Below are 13,931 nucleotides of genomic sequence, written 5' to 3'. Positions count from 1 at the left end.
TTCGATTTGTATGAGGTATCAGGACTAGAAGCCCATGCCGCCCATACCGCCCATGCCACCCATGTCGGGCATAGCAGGCGCGCCGCCAGAGTCTTTCGCCGGCAGGTCTGCAATCATGGCTTCCGTTGTGATCAGCAGGCTGGCGATAGACGCAGCATCTTCCAACGCAGCGCGGACAACCTTGGCCGGATCGATAACACCGTCTTTCGGCAAATCAGTGTACTTGCCAGTCTGGGCATTAAAGCCGAAGGTGACGCTTTTCTGTTCCAGCAACTTGCCAACAACAACCGCTCCGTCTGAACCAGCGTTTTCAGCAATCTGACGGCACGGAGCCTGAAGAGCGCGACGAACGATCTTGATACCAACATTCTGGTCTTCGTTATCGCCTGTGAGACCGTCCAGAGCACGTGATGCATAAAGAAGAGCAACACCACCACCGGCAACGATACCTTCTTCAACAGCGGCACGGGTTGCGTGCAATGCATCATCAACGCGGTCTTTGCGTTCCTTCACTTCAGTTTCCGTTGCGCCGCCAACCTTGATCACGGCAACACCACCTGCCAACTTGGCAAGACGTTCCTGAAGTTTTTCACGATCATAGTCCGAAGATGTTTCTTCGACCTGAGCGCGAATCTGGTTGCAACGAGCTTCGATATCGGCTTTCTCGCCGGCACCGTCGATGATTGTCGTTTCTTCCTTGGAGATGGAAACGGATTTCGCTGTACCCAGCATGTCGAGGCCAACATTTTCAAGCTTGATACCCAAATCATCGGAGATCACCTGGCCACCGGTCAGGATCGCGATATCTTCGAGCATTGCCTTGCGGCGATCACCAAAGCCCGGAGCCTTAACAGCAGCAATCTTCAGACCACCGCGGAGCTTGTTGACAACGAGGGTTGCGAGAGCTTCACCTTCAATGTCCTCAGCGATAATAAGCAGCGGCTTGCCGGCCTGAACCACAGCTTCGAGAAGCGGCAGCATCGGCTGCAGGTTGGTCAGTTTCTTTTCGTGAAGCAGGATGTAAGGGTTGTCCATATCGGCAACCATTTTTTCTGCATTTGTCACGAAGTAAGGGGAGAGATAACCGCGGTCGAACTGCATACCTTCAACAACGTCAAGTTCGGTTGCGAGGCCCTTGGCTTCTTCAACAGTGATGACGCCTTCATTGCCAACGCGCTGCATAGCTTCGGAAATGATGTTGCCAATTTCAGCTTCACCGTTTGCAGAGATCGTACCGACCTGAGCGATTTCTTCCTGGCCGGAAACCGGCTTGGACATATCTTTAATGGATGCAACAGCTTTTGCGACCGCAAGGTCAATACCGCGCTTCAGGTCCATCGGGTTCATTGCAGCCGCAACAGCCTTCAGGCCTTCCTGAATGATGGACTGAGCCAGAACAGTAGCCGTTGTCGTACCATCACCAGCGACATCATTGGTCTTGGAAGCAACTTCCTTGACCATCTGTGCGCCCATATTCTCAAACTTATCTTCAAGTTCGATTTCCTTGGCAACGCTTACACCGTCTTTGGTGATGCGCGGAGAGCCGAAAGATTTGTCGATAACGACATTACGACCTTTGGGTCCAAGAGTTACTTTTACAGCGTCAGCCAGAATGTTCACGCCTTTCAGCATGCGCCGGCGAGCGTCTGTATTAAATTTGACTTCTTTTGCCATATCTATTTTTCCTCAATCACAAATGTGCGGGTTAGGCCAAAATGCCCATAATGTCGGATTCTTTCATGATCAAGACTTCTTCACCATCGACCTTGATCTCGGTTCCGGACCATTTACCGAAAACAACCTTGTCCCCGACTTTTACGTCAAGCGGACGAACAGAACCATCTTCGGCGATTGCGCCGTTACCAACGGCAAGAACGTCGCCCTGCGACGGTTTTTCCTGCGCGCTGTCCACCAGAATAATGCCGCCAGCTGTTTTTTCTTCAGCTTCAATGCGCTTGACCACTACGCGGTCATGCAAAGGACGAAATTTCATTAAAGTCTCCCTCATCTTTGGATAGGTACTAATATTTGTCATTGTTAGCACTCATGCAGATAGAGTGCTAACAAATTCGGTATGGATGTAATAAAATGCCCGTTGAGTGTCAAGGGAAGAGAAAAATTTCCTTAAGATTATCAGTCGCGACGTGAATAATTGGACCGATCGAGGAAGACGGGACCCCAAATCCCTTGGCCCCATCCAGATTTTCCATTAGATAGAGCAACATTGCTTGCACCGCAGATAAGAAAGCGGCGACGTATATACAAGTGAAGATTCTCAATAAGGCCAGGAAATTTTTGTGACAACATCGCTTCTCAATCAATTAAGCCAGATCGTCGGTCAGGCATTTTCGACCATTGGCATTGATGATTCATTTGGCAAGACGTCTCCATCCCAGCGGCGGGATCTTGGCCAGTTTCAGTGCAATGGCGCCCTGGCTGCCGCGAAGCAAATCGGACGCAATCCGCGGGAAATTGCGCAGGAAGTTGTCGCGGAACTTGAAAAAACAGGCCTCTTTACAGAATTGACCCTTGCCGGACCCGGTTTCATAAACTTGCGCTTGAATGACGATTTCCTGCTCGGTCATATAAGTGACCTGGCGGAAGATTCGCATTTCGGCTGTCGTAGCGAGCACCCTTCTCAAAAAGTGATTCTCGATTACGGGGGGCCGAATGTCGCAAAAGCGATGCATGTCGGTCACCTGCGCGCCACCATTATCGGCGAGAGCCTCCGCCGTCTGCGCGAGTTCTTAGGTGACGATGTAATCAGCGATGTGCATTTTGGCGACTGGGGCCTTCCCATGGGCCTCCTGATCAAGGAGATTGAGCGGGAGCAACCGGACCTACCCTATTTCGATTCCGACTTCACCGGCCCCTATCCAGAAACCTCTCCCGTCTCTGTCGAGCAATTGCAAGATCTTTATCCCGCCGCGTCCACCCGCTCTAAGGAAGACCCGGCGTTTCTAGAAAGTGCCCGCATCGCCACTTTCGAATTGCAGAAAGGCCGCGCAGGCTACCGCGCCCTCTGGCAACATATGCGCGATATCTCAATCGACGAAACACGCACTGACTTCGATCTTCTGGGCGCGCAATTTACCGAATGGAACGGAGAGGCTGATACTAACGATCATATCCCCGAAATGATGTCCCGTCTTAAGAAGGAGGGTTTTTCGCGGATATCCGAAGGTGCCATTGTTGTTGATGTGGCGGAAGAGGGTGACAAGAAAAAGATGCCCCCTCTCATCCTGGAAAAATCGGATGGAGCCGTGATGTATGGCACTACCGACCTCGCAACGATTGAAATGCGGCAGGGACAACATGATCCCGACGTTATCCTCTATGTAGTGGATGCGAGGCAGAGCCTACATTTTGAACAAGTCTTTCGGGCGGCCCGCAAGTGCCACAGCATCAAGCCGGGTTGCCATTTGGAACATATCGGTTTTGGCACCGTCAATGGCAAGGACGGCAAGCCTCTCAAAACACGGGATGGCGGCGTTGTCCGTTTGCGCAGCCTAATCGAAGATGCAATCGCGGAAGCCCGGAAAACAGTCAAAGAATCGGGCATGTCGGAGCGGTTAGACGCTGAGGAGTTGGACGACATTGCCACAAAGGTCGGCATTGCCGCCATCAAATATGCGGATCTTTCCAACCAGCGTATGTCGAACTATGTTTTTGACTTGGAGAGATTTACTAAGTTTGAAGGCCGCACCGGTCCTTACCAGATGTATGCCGCAGTCCGCATCAAGTCCATGTTACGTAAAGCCATGGATCAGGGTCTAACCGAAGGTCTTCTGCAGGCAACACATGATACGGAACGGAACCTGATTCTGGCGCTCGCGGCCTTGCCCGAAGCGGTGAAAGGGGCGACAGAGAAAAACGCGCCGAATATCCTCTGCGATCATGTTTACACTTTGAGCCAGGAATTCAACGCCTTCTATCACGAATGCCAGGTGCTCGGCGAGACAGATGCCGCAATCCGCGCGTCACGTTTACGCCTTTGCGCCATCACACTTCGACAGATGGAACAGGTCCTTTATATTCTGGGTATTGACGTCCCAGAGCGGATGTAAAGAATTTTAAATGTTTGTCTCCTATCTTTTCGCGCAAAACACGAAAACAGTCATTAAGAGGAATTAAACCGTGCAAGACGAAATCAAGAAACTGAAACCGGGTGTTGTGACAGGTAGCGATTACCTGACCCTTGTCAAAAACTGCAAGGCGCAGGGATTTGCCCTGCCCGCAATCAATGTCACCAGCACCAATACCCTCAATGCCGCGCTGGAAGGGGCAATGCTCAGCAAGTCCGACATTATTATTCAGCTCTCCAACGGTGGGGCACAATTCTTCGCTGGCAAGGGCATCAAAGATGTCGACGAGGCCCGTGTCATCGGTGCAGTCTCAGCCGCCCGCCATGCACATACGGTTGCCAAGGCCTACGGTATCTGCGTCGTCCTGCACACAGACCATGCGAACAAAGGGCTTATCCCCTGGGTTGAGAGCATGATCGACGCCAGCGAAGATGAGTATAACGCAACTGGTAAGCCACTTTTCAGCTCTCACATGCTCGACCTTTCAGAAGAGCCGATTGAAGAAAACCTTGCTGAATGTGAACGGATATTGAGTCGCCTTGCGAAAATTGACATGAGCCTTGAAATTGAGCTGGGTGTTACCGGCGGCGAGGAAGACGGCGTTGGCAGTGACATAGATGTCATGGATAACAGCAAGCTCTATACCCAACCTGAAGAAGTCCTGCAGGCCTACGAACGCCTTTCCCCAATCGGACACTTCTCTGTGGCCGCCGCGTTTGGCAACGTTCACGGCGTCTATAAACCCGGCAATGTCCAGCTTCGCCCTGAGATACTTCAGGCGTCGCAAAAACATGTGCAGGGCATTTATGACACCAAGGAAAAACCGCTTGATTTTGTATTCCATGGCGGATCCGGATCCAGCCCGGAAGAAATTGCCGAGGCCGTCAGCTACGGCGTCTTCAAGATGAACGTGGACACCGATACGCAATTCGCCTTTTCCAAACCTGTTGGCGCATATGTAGACGCTCATCCAAAAGCCTTCAAATACCAAATTGACCCGGAAGACGGTACGCCGTTCAAGAAGCATTATGATCCGCGCGCCTGGTTACGAGAATGCGAAAAATCCATGGCAGAGCGTGTTCAGCAGGCCTGCAACGAACTCGGAGCAACAGGTAAGTCCATTGCAGAAGCTTAAAGCTCGTTAAAAAAAACTCCTAAAAGGCCGTATTTTTGATGCGGCCTTTTTTTGTTGCCTTGCCAACTATTGCCATAGCAACTATAATGAGCTCATTATGTTAAGCAAAAAAGACAATACACTTGGTACGCTGGTCCATGAAGTCGCCCATCTGCTCAGGATCCATATTGATCGGCGGGTCGAGCCTTATAACCTCACGCGAGCCAAATGGCTTGCGCTCGGCGTGCTTGATCGCCGAGAAGGAATTACACAAACCGAACTGGCTGACTATCTCGAACTCGACAAGTCGACTATCGGCCGTCTTCTTGACCGGCTGGAGGAGAGAGGGTTTATCCGGCGCGAGAAAGATCCAAAAGACCGGCGGATATTCCGGATATATATTGCCAAGACCGCCCACCCGATTCTATCCGAACTTGAGCAGGTCGGGGACGATGTCCGAGCGCAGGCGATTTCCGGCATCTCAAAGGAAGATCAGGAAAAACTGCTGACCTTACTCGACCAGGTAAAGAAGAACCTGATTATCGCCCGCGAGGATTCGTGAAACACGCGGATGTATAATCGCGACCTCCATATCAAGAGTTCCACGTCGCGCCCGCCTGAATGGCACCTATTTGTACCCAAACTATATACAGTTCTTAGACAGGGATATTCTTGGGCCGACTTAAGGCACGATACGGTTGCCGGCCTGACGGTTGCCATCGTTGCCCTTCCCCTCGCCATGGCATTGGCAATCGCATCCGGTGCCACGCCTGATAAAGGGCTGATCACGGCCATCATCGCCGGATTCCTGATTTCCGCCCTTGGTGGTAGCCGCTTCCAGATTGGTGGCCCGACAGGTGCATTTGTTGTTGTCGTGTTCGATGTCATTAGCCGCCATGGGTATGACGGCCTGATCATGGCGACAATATTGGCGGGGTTCATGCTCATCATCGCCGGAATATTTCGGCTTGGGACCTTCATTAAATACATCCCCCAACCGGTTGTGACCGGATTCACAACGGGGATCGCTGTCATTATTTTCTCCAGTCAGATGAACGCATTCTTCGGCTTTGGAATTGACGGCCTGTCAGCAGATGTTTTGGGACAATGGCAAACTTATTTTTCTCAACTTCATAAAATTAGCCCTGTCACTCTTTTGCTGGCGGCAGGTACGCTTGCCCTGATTATTCTGCTGCGAAATTATGCACCAAAGGCACCCGGCTTCCTGATCGCGCTGACAGTGGGTGCGGCGATTGCCCCTCTCCTGGGTCTGTCCGTTTCAACCATTGGATCGCAGTTTGGCGATCTACCGCATTTTTTGCCAGCTCCCAGCATTCCTACTTTTAATATCGCAGATATTCCGGACCTGCTGCCGAGCGCTGCAACAATCGCTTTTCTTGCCGGCGTGGAATCCCTTCTCTCTGCGGTGGTTGCCGACGGCATGACGGGTCGACGCCATCGCTCCAATTGCGAGCTTGTTGCGCAAGGGGTGGCCAATATGGCGTCAGGGTTTTTCGGCGGCCTGCCCGCAACCGGTGCGATTGCGCGGACAGCAACCAACATCAAATCCGGAGGCCGAACGCCAGTATCGGGCATGTTGCACGCCGCTTTCCTGCTCCTCATCATGTTTCTGTTTGCGCCGCTTGCGGGTTATGTTCCGCTTGCCTGCCTAGCCGCTGTGTTGGTGATTGTTGCCTGGAACATGAGTGAAATAGGCAGGTTCGCACAGTTTATGTCCGCGCCGATTGGCGACCGGCTGGTATTAATCAGCACCTTTTTGCTGACGGTCCTTGTGGATTTGACAGTCGCCATAGAAGTTGGCGTGGTTATGTCCGCGCTCGTCTTTATGCATCGAATGGCCGGCGCAGTGGAAGTGGCGACCCATGTCTCCCTGATTGAGGAGGACCATGATGATTTGAACGGCTTCCCGGCAAAAGCCTATATTCCAGGTCATGGGCTGCCAGATGGAGTTGAGACCTATGAAATTACCGGTCCGTTCTTTTTTGGAACGGTCTCGCTTCTTGTCGATGTGCTCGAGCGAATAGACGCGAACACGAAGATTATTATATTGCGCCTGCGGAATGTCCCCCTAATTGACGCAACCGGCACCTCCGCTCTTGCAGATTTCATATCCAGGAGCCAGAGCAAGGGCAGGGTTGTCATTCTGTCCGAACCACAACCCTCAACACGCGAGCTGCTTCATCGGCTGCAGAATGAGAATGCAGGCGCACATCTTCATCTCGCCGCCAGCTTTGACGAGGCAAAAAAGATTGCTTTGGCCGGCCTCGCGGAAGAACCTGAATAAGCTATATACTCTCAGCAGCCGTTAATAGGCAATTGCGCAACCATCTTTTCGAGATTCGGAACCAGCGGAGAGAACACCAGTATTGGCATCGATTGCGATCATCTGACCACCGCCGAGCGGCATTGACGTATCCGCCAGCTGATATCCCATAGCGGTCAGTTCAGCCCGAACAGACGCAGGAACACCTTCCTCGACTTCGAGGATACCGCCATCGTAAAATGCGCGCGGGCTATCGATGGCTTCCTGCACATCCATGCCGTAATTCCAGATGTTGGTAAGAACATGCGCGTGCCCTACAGGCTGATATCCACCACCCATGACGCCATAGCTGAGAACTGCCTTTCCGCCTTTCGTAACCATCCCAGGAATGATCGTATGCATTGGACGCTTGCCCGGAGCAACACAGTTCGGGTGATCGGGATCGACGACAAAACCAAATCCCCTGTTCTGGAAAAGAACTCCCGTTTTCGGGCAGGCAATCCCCGACCCGAAGCCCTGGAATAGTGAGTTGATGAAGGAGACGGCGTTCCTGTCCTTATCGACCACTGTCAAATAGACAGTGTCCCGATGCCGCTCAAGCGCGTTGGCACCAGTCGGATCGCCTGCTTTGCCAACCTCGATATACTTGCAAAGATGATCCGCGAATTCGTCTGACAGCAGCATCTCGGTCGGGACATCAGCTTTGGTCGGGTCCGCGACATACTTGTTACGTGTGAGATAGGCAAGCCGCGCAGCCTCCGCCTCAAGATGCAGCCGCTGGGCGCCGTTTGGATCGAGACCATCAAGATCAAACCGTTTCAGGATATTGAGCATGATCAGAGCAGTAATGCCCTGTCCATTTGGCGGTATCTGATGCACCTGGTGACCCTGGTACTCGCTATGAATAGGCGCCACAAAGTCTGCTCCGGTCGCCGCAAAATCCTCTGCCTCATGGAGTCCCCCTGCCGCTTTCAGGCTGTCTGCCATCTGAGCGGCAAGATCGCCTTCATAGAATGCCGCGCGCCCTTTTTTCGCGATCGCCTTCAAGGTCGCTGCCAGTTTCGGCAAGCGCCAGATTGTCCCTGCCGCCGGTGGCTTTCCGTTATTCAGATACATATCGCTCGCGGCTGGGTTCTTCAGCAGCTTCGCAACCCCCATCTCCCAGTCAACAGACGTACGCTGGGTCACGACAAAACCATTTTCCGCGCAATCAATGGCAGGAGCCAGTAAGTCGGCGAAGTCCATGCTGCCATATTTTTCGTGAAGTCTTGTCCAGGCGTCTATCGCTCCCGGAACGGTGATCGCATGAGGGCTAGTCGGATCCATTTTATCGAAGCCGTTTGACAGCAGGTAATCCGCCGTCAATGCCATTGGGGCCTTGCCGGAACCATTCAGACCCTCAACCTGGCTCCCGCCCCCCATGGCGACCAGGGCAAAGCAGTCCCCGCCAATACCGGTCTGCATCGGATCTACAACGCATTGTATTGCGCAGGCTGCAATCGCAGCATCCATTGCGTTCCCGCCTGCTTTCAGGATACTCAAAGCCGCCTGAGAGGCGTGCGGACTGGAAGAAGCGACGGCACCTGTTAACCCATATGTTACGGAACGGCCAGCTTTATAGAAATTGCGCACAGGATACCCTCTTTTTCTTGCGTGATTGGAGAAATGGGACAATAGGCCAAGTTGAACCGTTGTGTAAAATCACAACATCTCATATCGGAAAGTTTTCCACCCTGTGGAAAGAAGGCGCGGCTTTACCAAAGACGAACAATCACATATTTGGTGAATGCGTCGTCGACCTTCATCTGACTCGCAGCCCGCCAGGCAGCAAGCGCGTCGTCATAATTGCTATAAAAACCTCGGACATCCATGGCCTCCGGATCCACAAAATCCTTGCCTCTGGTATCTGTTACCTTGCCGCCGAAGACAACGAACAGGTCCTTCGTTAACTTTGATTTTGCCTCTGGCATAGCATTCCTTCATCAAAATGTTTGGACGCACTTAATATATTGCCCGGATATAGCGACATTGCCCAAAATTGCAGTATATTTCAACGCAATATATTAATGGTTTATTCCCAGCTATCACGGGATGCTGATAGTCCGAAGGAAACCACCGCGAGCGAAACCAGTATGTGATAAATATTCAGCGGGTCCATGCCTGTATTCAACGCCAGCCATTTTACCGCGACATCTGAAAGTCCAAGACAGATAACGCCCAAAATCAGGTATATTGCAAGCATCCCTGACGAAAGGAGCCGAACCAGCCCGACCAGAAAAATGATGCCGACCAGACCTACCTGTATGGTCGGTGAAAAACGCCAATGTCCAAGCAGCAAGGATGCACAAAGCACAACAAGTAGCGCCAACAGTATCCACCAGTAAAAGCGGATGAAAAAATCAGCAAAAAGACCGGCCAGGGCCCCAAGTGCAAAGGCCGCAATGCCAATTGACGCGGCAAAATGTTTCGCCGTTATGTGATAGGGTTCTACTCCGCCATATCCGGCGAATTTGAAGCCACCAAGGGTCGCCGTTACACCTATGGTGACCACCCCGAATGCCCAGAAAAGATTTGCCGGAAAAAAGGCCTGTCGCGCCAAATTGAGTGAAATCAGGCAACATACAACAAGTATTGCTTCGAACGCGACAACCAGATTCATGTGCCGAGTATACTCTTTGTCGCGACTTTAGTCTACAAACCCATAAAGTATTAGTCTTTGATCATTTCGCGGCTTCATGCTATCGGAAACAACCCTAAAATCAGGAGATATCCGATTAAAAAGCCGCCAAATAAGCCTGTCAAATCCCTGCCAATTGCCACTGTTTTGGCTGTCAGCTTTGGCACATTGGTCGTGATAACCGTCGTCATCGTTCTTGGTATCAGCCTTATATCCGGCCTTACCAATACAAGGGATCTTCTGGTTGACAAGGCGAGCGCAGCAATGTCTGCGACGCAAAATGATTTTATTGAACTTCTCAATCCGGCTGCATATGAGGCCGTCTATTTGGCGGAATTGATTAACGCGGACAGGGTTGATGTTAATAATCGCCAACAGCTTATTGATTTTCTCTTGGGGGCTATCTCCGGCACGCCGCAAGTCAACACCCTTGCTTTTGTAACACCGGATTTACAAGTAACAGGCGTACATCGACAAAGCAAAGAAATCCTTTCATTCGATGAAAGCAAAGACCCTGTTGCGCAAACAAGCATTGCCGACCTTGCAACCCGTAGTAAAGGCAGTTGGGGACCCCTTGTCTATGTACCGACGCTCCGTCAAACAGTTCTGAACTTCAGGGAGCCGGTATTTAAAGACGGAAAATTTATAGGTGCGTTAATCGCGTCAATTACTGTGTCCACTGTAAACACACGAATGAATGCGGCGCCTGCGCTGAAAAACAGCAAGCGGTTTATTTTGTATGGCGATGACCGCGTTATGATGGAACAAGGGGTAACCGCCTCACAAGCAACGATGGGCCTCAATATCACGGAAGCGGTTCCAAAACTCGATGAGATAGAGGACCCCGTGTTGCGGGCGATCTGGTCCGACAAAGCAAAAAAACTGAAGCTGCTGGCTGATCAGACCGCATTCAACAGTCATTATCTGGAGGTGAACGGACAAGGCTATATCTATGTTTACAAAGAAATTACAGGATATGCTGACAAACCTTTCACTGTTGGTTACTGGCTCCTTAATGACGAGGTTTCCACTGAAATGCGGCGACTATTGATTGCGGGCCTTGCTGGTCTAGGCATCATGTTGTTGAGCACCGTTGTCGCCATAGTTATCGGACGAAAGATTTCGCGTCCTGTGCTCGCCCTATCCAAAGCGTCACGGCAAATTTCCAAACTTGACTTCAACGCCGTAAACGCCCTCCCCGCCAGTCGCTTCACCGAAGTGAATGAAGCGAACAACGCCTACAACAGCATGCTCCGAGGTCTCTCCTGGTTCGAGACTTATGTTCCGAAAACTCTTGTCCACAAACTAATGGAAAGTGGGGAAGCCCGTTTGGAGCAGCGGGTCATTACTGTTATGTTTACAGATATCGCGGGATTTACGCCACAGGCGGAAAGCATGAAAACAAACGAGGTTGCGGACTTCCTCAATCATCATTTTGAGCTTGTCACTGCCTGTATCGAAGCAGAAGGCGGAACCGTAGATAAGTTTATCGGAGATGCGGTAATGGCATTCTGGGGGGCGCCCGAGCGGCAGGATGATCATGCAGCTCGCGCCTGTCGTGCGGCCACGGCGATAAGAAAAACCATAATGGCCGACAATGAAAAACGCCGGAATGCGGGCCTTCGCGAGGTTCATATGCGCATTGGCATCCACACAGGTCCGCTGGTTGTCGGCAATATCGGCTCCGCCGGACGGCTAAACTATACGGTGGTCGGTGACACGGTGAATATCGCCCAACGCATGGAACAATACGGCAAGACATTGTCACCAGACCAGGCAGATGAAGTGTTCATCCTGTTGACGGACGCCACCGTTGACGCCAGCCCCGGCATCGGCGCGATAAAAATTGGGGCCTACCAGCTAAAAGGCCGGCAAGACCCGGTAACAATCTATCAATTGGTAGACTAGAACGCTATCAGGAGGGTTGATAGTAAGGGTTGGTTCCGTCCGCATGGTCCGTCACATCCAGCACTTCCGTAATGGAAGGCACCAGATTCTGGATTTCCACGGCAACGCCCTGCTTCAGCGTTACATCGGCCATACCGCACCCCTGGCAACCGCCGTCAAGACGGACATAGGCACGATCTTTCTGTAAATCTACTAGCGTAATTCGCCCGCCATGTGCGGCAATGGAGGGGTTGACCTTCTCCTCCAGCAGCTTCCGTATGGCAATGCCTTCCGGCGTTTTCAGCCCTGGTTTCGGAAGTGACTCCCGATAATCAAGGACGGCGGTGATTTCCGGGATATAGTGACGCAGCATATTCTGGATACCGGTCAGCATGGAAAAGGCAGGGCCCTGGAATTTCAGAAAAAGTTTCCCGTTCTTGTAGCTGTGGAACGAAACGTCGCCCCCCGACTGGGTCACAGCCGGCACAATCCGCGTTGAAAGCAGGTCCTTGATCTGGTCAATAACCTCTGCGTCAAATTCTCCCGGCTCTTCGCCCTCGGCATCGTCGTTCACTGCCGGGTCGCCACTGTTAAAATGCGCCACAATCGCGCTGAAAATTTCCGTCCGAATTGAGGTCCAGTCTCGTACATCCGTCTTCACGATGACAATGCTGTCAGCCGTCAAAGTGACCGCCGCGACACCCTCAATCTCGTAAAGGCGCGCTGCAAGCGGTGATATCTTGGCTGCTTCTTCCCGTGCGACCGCGAGAGGACCATTTTCATGAACCTTTTCAGTGGGAAAGAATTCAAGCTCGGTTGCTGTGTCGCCTGGCTTCGTCTGGATAAACATGTTTATGTCTCTATTCTCACTTATGTGAAGATTGACTACAGTGATAATGTCACAAAGTTCGCTTTCACCTAGTCCTAAATTAATAATAAAAACGGAGAAAACAATGGCGAAGTTTATCATCACCGAAATAGAGGATAAACCGGAAGGCAAGGTCGCGCGCGCGACAATCGACAATCAGCGTAAACTCAACACGCTGAACTCCTCTGTGATTGGCGAGTTGAATGAAACACTCACGCGCCTCGATAATGATAAGGACATTGCCATTCTCATTCTGACAGGCGCTGGAAACAAGAGCTTTATCGGTGGGGCTGATATCTCCGAAATGGCTGGGCTCACCCCCGATTCCGCCCGTAGTTTTATTACGAATTTGCACCATGCCTGCCATAAAGTGCGGCATTTCCATGCGCCGGTTGTCGCCCGGGTCAACGGACTCTCCCTCGGGGCCGGCATGGAACTTGCGGCGGCCTGTGACATCATCATTGCCTGCAAGAGCGCCCAATTTGCCATGCCCGAAGTGCGAGTTGGCATCCCTTCGGTTATTGATGCCGCGCTTCTGCCGAGAATTCTGGGTTTCAATCTCGCGCGTGATCTGGTGCTGACGGGCCGGAGCCTGGATGCGACAGAAGCAAAACAAGCGGGATTCGTGCAGCGGCTCGTCGAAGACAATGCCCTTGATGATGAAACCGACAGGGTCATTGAGGAGATTCTTGAAGGCGGCAGAAATGCAATATCCATCCAGAAACAGCTTTGCAACGACTGGGAGAATAATACGCTACGCGACGGCATCCAGCTCGGGATTGACGCATTTTCCCTTGCCTACGAAAGTACAGAGCCGCGGCAAATGATGGAAGCATTCCTGAACAGACCCCGCTAGCACTATAAGTCCCGCCCAACAGATTCACGGAAATTCAGTACCTTAAACGGCAATAATTTGTTATGAAGGGGCCATATTTCTTGCCGCGTCGGGGGTGGGCAGTCAGTGTTGGTTTATTTATATGATGTGTTTTCTGGAGGCGGCCGCCAATCGCTGTCGG

12 protein-coding genes are annotated in these 13,931 nt (G+C 51.8%); 6 read left to right on the top strand and 6 right to left on the bottom strand.

Annotated features, from left to right (window positions below):
• Positions 1 to 24 precede the first annotated feature (24 nt).
• Together groL and groES are read right to left on the bottom strand one after the other, a co-directional pair.
• Positions 25 to 1,674 carry a chaperonin GroEL gene (gene groL / locus J0X12_RS05050; RefSeq protein ID WP_207042885.1) on the bottom strand — a complete coding sequence of 550 codons (1,650 nt, stop codon included), beginning with the start codon at positions 1,672 to 1,674 and terminating at the stop codon, positions 25 to 27.
• Positions 1,675 to 1,705: 31 nt separating this feature from the next.
• Positions 1,706 to 1,993, bottom strand: coding sequence for a co-chaperone GroES (gene groES, locus J0X12_RS05045; protein WP_207042884.1), 288 nt, complete (start codon positions 1,991 to 1,993; stop codon positions 1,706 to 1,708).
• Between the two features lie 304 nt (positions 1,994 to 2,297).
• Here groES and argS point away from each other — a divergent pair, with 304 nt between their 5' ends.
• From argS to J0X12_RS05025, 4 genes are all read left to right on the top strand, one after another.
• Positions 2,298 to 4,067, top strand: a complete 1,770-nt coding sequence (gene argS / locus J0X12_RS05040; RefSeq protein WP_207042883.1) for an arginine--tRNA ligase — start codon at positions 2,298 to 2,300, stop codon at positions 4,065 to 4,067.
• A gap of 82 nt (positions 4,068 to 4,149) precedes the next feature.
• Entirely contained in the window at positions 4,150 to 5,220 is a 1,071-nt protein-coding gene (gene fbaA / locus J0X12_RS05035; RefSeq protein WP_353890874.1) for a class II fructose-bisphosphate aldolase, read from the top strand.
• 97 nt (positions 5,221 to 5,317) lie between these two features.
• Positions 5,318 to 5,761 carry a MarR family winged helix-turn-helix transcriptional regulator gene (locus tag J0X12_RS05030; protein WP_207042879.1) on the top strand — a complete coding sequence of 148 codons (444 nt, stop codon included), beginning with the start codon at positions 5,318 to 5,320 and terminating at the stop codon, positions 5,759 to 5,761.
• A gap of 9 nt (positions 5,762 to 5,770) precedes the next feature.
• The gene (locus J0X12_RS05025) at positions 5,771 to 7,504 is read left to right on the top strand and encodes a SulP family inorganic anion transporter (RefSeq protein WP_207042877.1); all 1,734 of its coding nucleotides are present in this window, start codon (positions 5,771 to 5,773) and stop codon (positions 7,502 to 7,504) included.
• Positions 7,505 to 7,525: 21 nt separating this feature from the next.
• Here J0X12_RS05025 and ggt read toward each other — a convergent pair whose 3' ends face one another.
• The 3 genes from ggt to J0X12_RS05010 form a co-directional block, all read right to left on the bottom strand.
• The gene (ggt, locus tag J0X12_RS05020; protein WP_207042876.1) at positions 7,526 to 9,115 is read right to left on the bottom strand and encodes a gamma-glutamyltransferase; all 1,590 of its coding nucleotides are present in this window, start codon (positions 9,113 to 9,115) and stop codon (positions 7,526 to 7,528) included.
• Positions 9,116 to 9,237: 122 nt separating this feature from the next.
• Positions 9,238 to 9,453 (bottom strand): DUF4170 domain-containing protein, encoded by a 216-nt coding sequence (locus J0X12_RS05015; protein ID WP_207042875.1) that lies wholly within the window; start codon positions 9,451 to 9,453, stop codon positions 9,238 to 9,240.
• A gap of 101 nt (positions 9,454 to 9,554) precedes the next feature.
• Positions 9,555 to 10,142, bottom strand: a complete 588-nt coding sequence (locus tag J0X12_RS05010; RefSeq protein ID WP_207042874.1) for a hypothetical protein — start codon at positions 10,140 to 10,142, stop codon at positions 9,555 to 9,557.
• A 165-nt stretch (positions 10,143 to 10,307) separates the two neighbouring features.
• Here J0X12_RS05010 and J0X12_RS05005 point away from each other — a divergent pair, with 165 nt between their 5' ends.
• Positions 10,308 to 12,068 carry an adenylate/guanylate cyclase domain-containing protein gene (locus J0X12_RS05005; protein ID WP_207042873.1) on the top strand — a complete coding sequence of 587 codons (1,761 nt, stop codon included), beginning with the start codon at positions 10,308 to 10,310 and terminating at the stop codon, positions 12,066 to 12,068.
• A 7-nt stretch (positions 12,069 to 12,075) separates the two neighbouring features.
• On the opposite strand, the gene J0X12_RS05000 is transcribed toward J0X12_RS05005, so the two are convergent.
• On the bottom strand, positions 12,076 to 12,897 hold the full coding sequence (locus J0X12_RS05000) for a NifU family protein (RefSeq protein ID WP_207042872.1): 822 nt from the start codon (positions 12,895 to 12,897) through the stop codon (positions 12,076 to 12,078).
• 103 nt (positions 12,898 to 13,000) lie between these two features.
• Here J0X12_RS05000 and J0X12_RS04995 point away from each other — a divergent pair, with 103 nt between their 5' ends.
• Positions 13,001 to 13,771, top strand: coding sequence for an enoyl-CoA hydratase (locus tag J0X12_RS04995; protein ID WP_207042871.1), 771 nt, complete (start codon positions 13,001 to 13,003; stop codon positions 13,769 to 13,771).
• The last annotated feature ends 160 nt before the right edge of the window (positions 13,772 to 13,931 follow it).

The sequence above is a fragment of the Sneathiella sedimenti genome, assembly GCF_017313765.1.
GTDB classification, from domain to species: Bacteria; Pseudomonadota; Alphaproteobacteria; order Sneathiellales; family Sneathiellaceae; genus Sneathiella; species Sneathiella sedimenti.
Note: the sequence above shows the minus strand (reverse complement) of the source record. Positions and strands in the feature narration are given on the sequence as shown.